The 6,340-nt window shown below is 58.7% G+C and carries 7 protein-coding genes; 4 read left to right on the top strand and 3 right to left on the bottom strand.

The features are described 5' to 3' along the window. Positions 1-165: 165 nt before the first annotated feature. The 3 genes from JNK99_RS03645 (at position 166) to JNK99_RS03635 (ending at position 2,871) form a co-directional block, all read left to right on the top strand. Complete coding sequence (locus tag JNK99_RS03645; RefSeq protein ID WP_291848758.1) at positions 166-1,263, top strand: ISAs1 family transposase; 1,098 nt, start codon at positions 166-168, stop codon at positions 1,261-1,263. Positions 1,264-1,270: 7 nt separating this feature from the next. Next, on the top strand, positions 1,271-2,248 hold the full coding sequence (locus JNK99_RS03640) for a restriction endonuclease subunit S (protein WP_291848756.1): 978 nt from the start codon (positions 1,271-1,273) through the stop codon (positions 2,246-2,248). A 110-nt stretch (positions 2,249-2,358) separates the two neighbouring features. Beyond that, positions 2,359-2,871, top strand: coding sequence for a hypothetical protein (locus JNK99_RS03635; protein ID WP_291848754.1), 513 nt, complete (start codon positions 2,359-2,361; stop codon positions 2,869-2,871). A gap of 63 nt (positions 2,872-2,934) precedes the next feature. Here JNK99_RS03635 and JNK99_RS03630 read toward each other — a convergent pair whose 3' ends face one another. Both JNK99_RS03630 and JNK99_RS03625 read right to left on the bottom strand, forming a co-directional pair. Beyond that, positions 2,935-3,210 (bottom strand): hypothetical protein, encoded by a 276-nt coding sequence (locus JNK99_RS03630; protein WP_291848752.1) that lies wholly within the window; start codon positions 3,208-3,210, stop codon positions 2,935-2,937. 332 nt (positions 3,211-3,542) lie between these two features. Then, the gene (locus JNK99_RS03625) at positions 3,543-3,788 is read right to left on the bottom strand and encodes a hypothetical protein (protein WP_291848750.1); all 246 of its coding nucleotides are present in this window, start codon (positions 3,786-3,788) and stop codon (positions 3,543-3,545) included. Between the two features lie 413 nt (positions 3,789-4,201). On the opposite strand from JNK99_RS03625, the gene JNK99_RS03620 reads away from it, so the two are divergent. Beyond that, positions 4,202-5,512, top strand: a complete 1,311-nt coding sequence (locus JNK99_RS03620; protein ID WP_291848748.1) for a GNAT family N-acetyltransferase — start codon at positions 4,202-4,204, stop codon at positions 5,510-5,512. A 238-nt stretch (positions 5,513-5,750) separates the two neighbouring features. On the opposite strand, the gene JNK99_RS03615 is transcribed toward JNK99_RS03620, so the two are convergent. After that, positions 5,751-6,340, bottom strand: a 590-nt coding sequence (locus JNK99_RS03615; protein ID WP_291848746.1) for an AraC family transcriptional regulator, incomplete at its 5' end; no start/stop codon positions are given.

The raw sequence follows: 6,340 nt of genomic DNA, 5'->3' as shown, positions 1-6,340 counted from the left end.
GCAGGGCCTCGGCACTCGGATGACATCTTCCCTTGGGTCATACCCGAGGAAGGAAAATCGTTTACATTCATGAGCTTATGCCGATAGCTTGTAAACCCTATCGACATCAGGTCTACTCTCGTCTTTTGGGCGACCGAAATGATGGTGACGAAGAGGGCAAGCCTGATGTGCTGCTTGAAGGAAGTGGACGATCCGCGCAAACCGAGCAACGGGACGCTGCATGACTTCGTGGAGATTCTCGTGATCGCGTTGGCAGCCGCGCTGTCCGATTGTGACACCATTGAAGACATCGCGTACTGGGGACGGACGAAGGAGGTCTGGTTGCGCGAGTTCCTGGTGCTCAAGAACGGCGTCCCCTCGGAGGAGACGTTTCTGCGGATCTTCCGAGCGCTGGACCCGAAGCAATTTGAGGCCGCATTCCGCCGCTGGGTGGCCGAGGTGGTGGGCGCCCTGAGGGGCGGCGTTGCGGTCGATGGCAAGACGGTGCGCGGTTCGGGCAGTGGCGGCGAGACGGCGATTCATATGGTCAGCGCCTTCGGGACGGAGTTGGGCATCGTGCTGGGCCAGGAAAAGGTCGCCAGCAAGAGCAATGAGATCACCGCCATCCCGGAACTGCTCAAAGCACTGTATATCAATGGGTTGCTGGTCACCATCGATGCCATGGGGTGCCAGAAGAGCATTGCCCGTCAAATCACCGATCAAGGGGGCGACTACCTGCTGGCAGTCAAAGGCAACCAGCCGACGCTCCTCGCAGCCATCGAGACCGAGTTCATTGACCAGTTTGGATGCGCGGCGGTGGATCGTCACGGGCAAGCCCACAAGTCGCGCGGTCGAATCGTCGGACAAGTTGCCTCGGTTCTGCCCGCGCAAGGCATCGTTGATCTGGCGGACTGGCCCAAGTGCCGGACGATCGCTCGAGTCGACTCCCTGCGCCAGATCGGTGACCAGGAATCGGGCTTCGATCGGCGCCATTACATCAGCTCTCGCGAGCTGACTGCCGAGCAACTTGCAGCCGCCGTGCGAAGCCACTGGGGCGTCGAGAACCGACTGCACTGGGTGCTCGACGTCACCTTCGGCGAAGATGCCAGCCTCGTGCGCAAGGACAACGCCCCACAGAATCTCTCCCTCCTGAAGAAGATCGTTCTCAACCTGATTCGCCTCGATGCGACCGACAACACCAAGACCAGCTTGCGCCTGAAGCGCAAACGGGCCGCTTGGGACGACGACGCTCGGCTCAGGATTCTTGGCCTCAGACCGCTATGACAGCCGAGTGCGGAGGCCCTGCAAAGGTAGCGCAGGTGCGGTGCAGTTCGTTGAAGTCCCATGCTTCCCGATTGATACCACCTACTACGTCAGGCCACGTGAGGGCTTTGCCTTTGACATCAAGTTTATTTTCTACCTACTTCGGCAACTGGACCTCTCTCGCTTGAAAACGGCAACAGGCGTTCCCGGCCTTACCCGAGAAGATGCTTACCGGGAAATGATCACAATCCCACCACTCCCCGAGCAGCGCCGCATCGTTGATCTCCTTTCCCGTGCCGAGGGTATTGTTCGCTTGCGTCGAGAGGCCGAGAAGAAAGCGGCGGAACTCATCCCGGCGCTATTTCTGGATATGTTTGGCGATCCGGCGACAAATCCGAAAGGGTGGCCGGTCGCATTGCTTCCAGATGTTTTGTCCCGGCCATTCAAGAATGGCTTGTATCTCCCCAAAGAAAAATATGCGTCGGAGGGATCAGGTGTCGGCGTGGAAATGGTTCATATGTCCGATGCCTTCTATGGGGAAGTGAAACGAGGCCATTTGCGCCGAGTTCTTGCGGACGAAAAGCAGTTGCAAGACTATGGATTGACAAGAACTGACCTATTAGTGGCAAGGCGTTCGCTGAACTTTGACGGTGCCGCAAAACTATGTGGAGTGCCGCAGTCAGATGAACCGCTATTGTTTGAATCGTCCTTTATCAGACTGACGCCGAGACAAGATGGAGTGAGAACGGAATATCTTCTGAACTATCTGAACAACGAGAGCACCCGCAAGGCTCACGTGTTGAGTCGGATATCCGGCATCACCATTTCCGGCATCAATCAGGCAGCTATGAATCAAATACCTGTGCTGCTTCCTTCTGTGCAACTACAAGACGACTTCGTTGCCAAGGTCAGCGAAGTTAAATCCATCCAGTCCCAACAATCCACCGCCACCACCAAGGCCCAAGCGACCTTCGACGCCCTGCTGGCTGGCCTATTTTCCGGCTGACGAAGCCCCGCCTTCGGCCTACAATGGGCTTCATGGAACCGCTCAACGAACTCCGCTTTGCCGTCAGCGACCGCATCAACGATGCCGAGGTCGGGCCGAAGTACGTCCCGTTGAGCCTGATCGACGCGAAACGCGCTGCCGTTATCGAATGCTGGCAGACAGCAGTGCGGCAGAATCCTTACCGGAAATACAAGGTTGCCGATGCTGCGGCACAGGTGCGCGTCGCCGTGGATTCATCGCCCGACTTCCGCAGGGTCGAGGATGTGTGGGTTCAGGTCGAAAAATACCTGGCCGGCCGGATCGTCGATTGGGGCGGCAAGACCCGAGCCAACGTTCGTCTTGAAACGGAAGGCGGCACTGTTCTCGTGGTTGCCGCTACGCAGGAATTGCTCGCACAGGAAGAGCAGAATCGTCTCTATCGCCCGGCCTTGCTGCACATCTCCGCCGAGGAAAATCTGCTGACCGGGGTTCTTCGCAATCCTCGCTTGCTGGCGTTCGAGGCATATCAGCCGGCTTACGACGAAAACGAATTTCAACAGATGGTCAGCCGCGGAACAGCCGCCTGGGCCGACGTGCCGAATGCGACGGAATGGCTGGGAAATTTGCGGGATAGCGCCCAGTGACGGCAGCCGTTCTGCTGGACACGAGTTTCCTGATTTTCTCGATGCTCTCAACCTGTCACGACATTATCCTGCCCCATTTTTATAAGCATAAGCGTGTGATAAATGGGGTTTTTGAGTGCAGTTTCTGGGATATGAGCGGGCTGGTTTTATCTGGACGAGGTTCTTGATGAGTTCGTCGAAGACGGAGGTGATATTGTCGAGAGCATCGCTCCGGTTGATGAAGTAAGGTGCGCGGACGTTGGCATCGAGCGATTCACTGGCGGCATGGATGGCAAGGGCATTGAGGTTGTTGCAGAGGATTTTTGCGCCGAAGTCTTGTTGAGCGGCCGACCAGGACATGCCCGCGAGGTGTTCCAGGGCCAGGCGGCGCTCGATCCGTCTGAAGGCTTTCTCGATCCGCCACCGCGAGTGATAGGGCGCTCCGGATTGGGCGGCGGGGGTAGGCGTCCAGGTCGGGGAGTGAGGTGACGAGGACGCGCGCCTTGTGGCCAACACCGGGCGAATGACTTGCCGTCACGGGTCTTGCCGAACAGGGTCAAGCGCAGGACTGTGGCCTCACCGGCGACGACGCGTAGGCCGTGCCAGAGGGGAAAGCCGGATTACTCATCGACCAAGGCAAGGAAATGATCGTTGATGAGCGGGAAGGCGGCGGCCGACACCTGCATCCGGGCTTAGGCAAAGGCTTGCGCGGAGACTTCTCGCCTCAGGTCGGCGCGGTTCGCCAGGTGGGCGAGGAACGCGTCCAGTTCAGACTGCATTCTGGAGAGGCCTCCGCCGAGCAGGCAGGCGATCAGGCGGGGAAAACTGAGGAAGCCTGTTCGTGAGAGCGCTTTCTCCTGCAGGCGTGCCTTGGCAAAAACAGCTTGCGAAAAGAGGTCCGTAGAAAACGCGCCAACAACGTTGACATAAAAGGTCACGGGATATGAAATTTTACTTCCGTCTCAATGGGATACAGATCTTGCCCGGTGCCAGCCGAACAGGCGGCCCCTTTCTTTGCCCACTGAGGCAGTTATGACAATGGCCGGTTAGGTTGGGGCATTGCCTCCACAGGGGCAGCAGCCTCCCGGCAAGGTGTCTGTTGAAATCAGGCCACGACAACACTTCACCAACGGCCCCGGCACAGGCAGCGGCAGAGGACGGCGCTTTTGGGTAATATGCACGGGCATGATGAAGGGTTCTGCGCAGGGTGTCAGACTTTTGCACCCATCGACGGGATTTTGGGTACGGTCAACTGTCTGATTACCGGTGAGCGATGCAGAACTGGACGTGGCTTCTTACCGGCAAGGTAAAGCGTGCCTAGCGGACGCTGGTCGTTGCTGAGGGGAGGGAGATGATCAAAAAACTAGTCTTGCCGGTGCGAAAGCTGCTGAGCGGGACATTGAGGAGATTGTTCAACGTTCTCCCGCGAGAAAGGCGTTTTGCTGTCTACCGCAACTTCGTGGATTGTGACCCGACGCCGACCGATCGGCTGGTGCTCAAGATCGCCGACACCCGGGAGGAGCTCGAGGCCTGCTTTACCCTGCTGCATGACGCCTACGTGAGTAGCGGGTTCATGAAACCCGATCCGTCCGGGATGCGCGTCACCATCTACCATGCGCTGCCGACGACGACGACCCTGTGCGCCAAGTACGACGGCGAGGTCGTTGGCACCTTGTCGCTGATCAGGGAGAGCGTCCTCGGCTTCCCCCTGCAGAGGATCTTCGACCTGACCGCGCTGCGCGAAAAGAAGGGAAACATTGCCGAGGTCTCGGCATTGGCGGTTCACCGACGATTCCGGCGGACCGGCGGCAGCATCCTGTTCCCCCTGATGAAGTTCATGTATGAATATTGCACGACCTTCTTCGATACCAGACATCTGGTGATTGCGGTCAATCCGAGCCACATCGAGATGTATGAATCCCTCCTGTTCTTCCGGCGCCTGACCCAGAATGTGGTGGAAAACTACGATTTCGTGAATGGTGCGCCGGCGGTCGGCGCGACACTCGATCTGACGACCGCTCCCGAGATCTTCCGCAAGCACTACGCCGAGAAACCGCCGAAGCGAAATCTGTATGCCTTCTTCACCGAGGTCAAGCTGCCCAACATCAAGCTGCCTCCCCGGCGCTTCTACACCACCAATGACCCGGTATTGACCCCGGATTTGCTCAATTACTTTTTCAATGAGCGAACGACGGTGTTCAGTCAGTTGAGCGATCGCAAGAAGGAGCTGCTGCATACGATCTACGACCTGCCCGCCTATCGGGCCGTTCTTCCGGTGGTTACGGAGAAATCACAGGACCCCAAGGGGCGTCGGCGGCATCGGCGATTTTCGGTGCGCTGCCCGGCCAAGTTCTCGATCGTCACCGCCGATGGCAAGGAAAACAGGGTGAACCTCGAAATTGTCCAGCTCTCGCGCTATGGATTCCAGGCACACACGCTGATTGCCGTGCCGATCAATGTCTGGGGTGAGGTGACGATCCAGCTCGGGCCGGCCGAAGTGTCACGCATCCAGGTTGCGGCTTCCCGGGAATCGGGTATGGGAGTGTATGGCTTCCGGCTTGGCGAACCGGATCTCATTTGGCGCAAGTTCGTCAATGCGCTGTACAGCGGCAGCACGCACGCCGACCTCGAAGACGCGACCCGTTTCCTGACCGACCGCTAGTAGTTCGTTCCGCCAAACCAATTGCATGAAATCGCGCCTTCTCGCGCCATGCGGCGTTGCAAATCCTCGCCATAGCTACGGCTATGGCTGTGGTTTGCGCCTTGCCTGACACGAGAAATGCATCAATTTCATTGGTGATCTTATTGACGGTACGAACTACTAGACGGTCCTGCCGCGGCCGTCGGCTGCCCGCCCGCCACCGCCTGAACTGCATCAGGCTGGCGTGGTTCCTTCGTGGTCACTGCGGTTTCACTCCCTCCAGAGTGGCTTGCATGCGTCGCCGATAGTGTGCGGGTGCCATGCCGGTCCATCTCAGGAAGGCGCGGTAGAAAGCCGCGCTGTCGGCGAAACCCAGGTCGGCGGCGATCTGTGCCAGCCCCTGACGGGTCTTGGCCAGGCGAGTAATGGCCAGGTCACGACGCAGGGCATCCTTGATTGCCTGAAAGCTCGAACCTTCTTCTTCCAGCCGCCGATGCAGCGTCCTGGGCGAGAGATGCAATGAACGGGCGATGTCGGCCAGTGCCACCGCTGCCGGCAAGCTGTCGCGCAGCGCGTTACGAACGCGCAGCACCATTTCGCGATCACGCCGATAGAGTGTGGTCAGCTTGCCCGGCGCGCCATCGAGAAAGGCTTGCAGGGCGGCCTCGTCGCGACGGATCGGCAATTCCAGCAGGTTGGCCGCAAAGAGCGCGCCGAGTTCCCGGGCATCAAAGGTCGATTGGGCGGTGTAGATCAGCGCATAATCCTCCGCAGGCTCGGGGCGTGGATACGGAAAAGCGACCGCATCGAGCACGATGCTGCGTCCGACCAGCCAGGAGAACAGACCGT

The sequence above is a fragment of the Accumulibacter sp. genome (assembly GCF_016789985.1).
Lineage (GTDB): Bacteria > Pseudomonadota > Gammaproteobacteria > Burkholderiales > Rhodocyclaceae > Accumulibacter.
The sequence above is the reverse complement of the archived record's forward strand: the minus strand, read 5'-3'. Positions and strand labels throughout refer to the sequence as shown.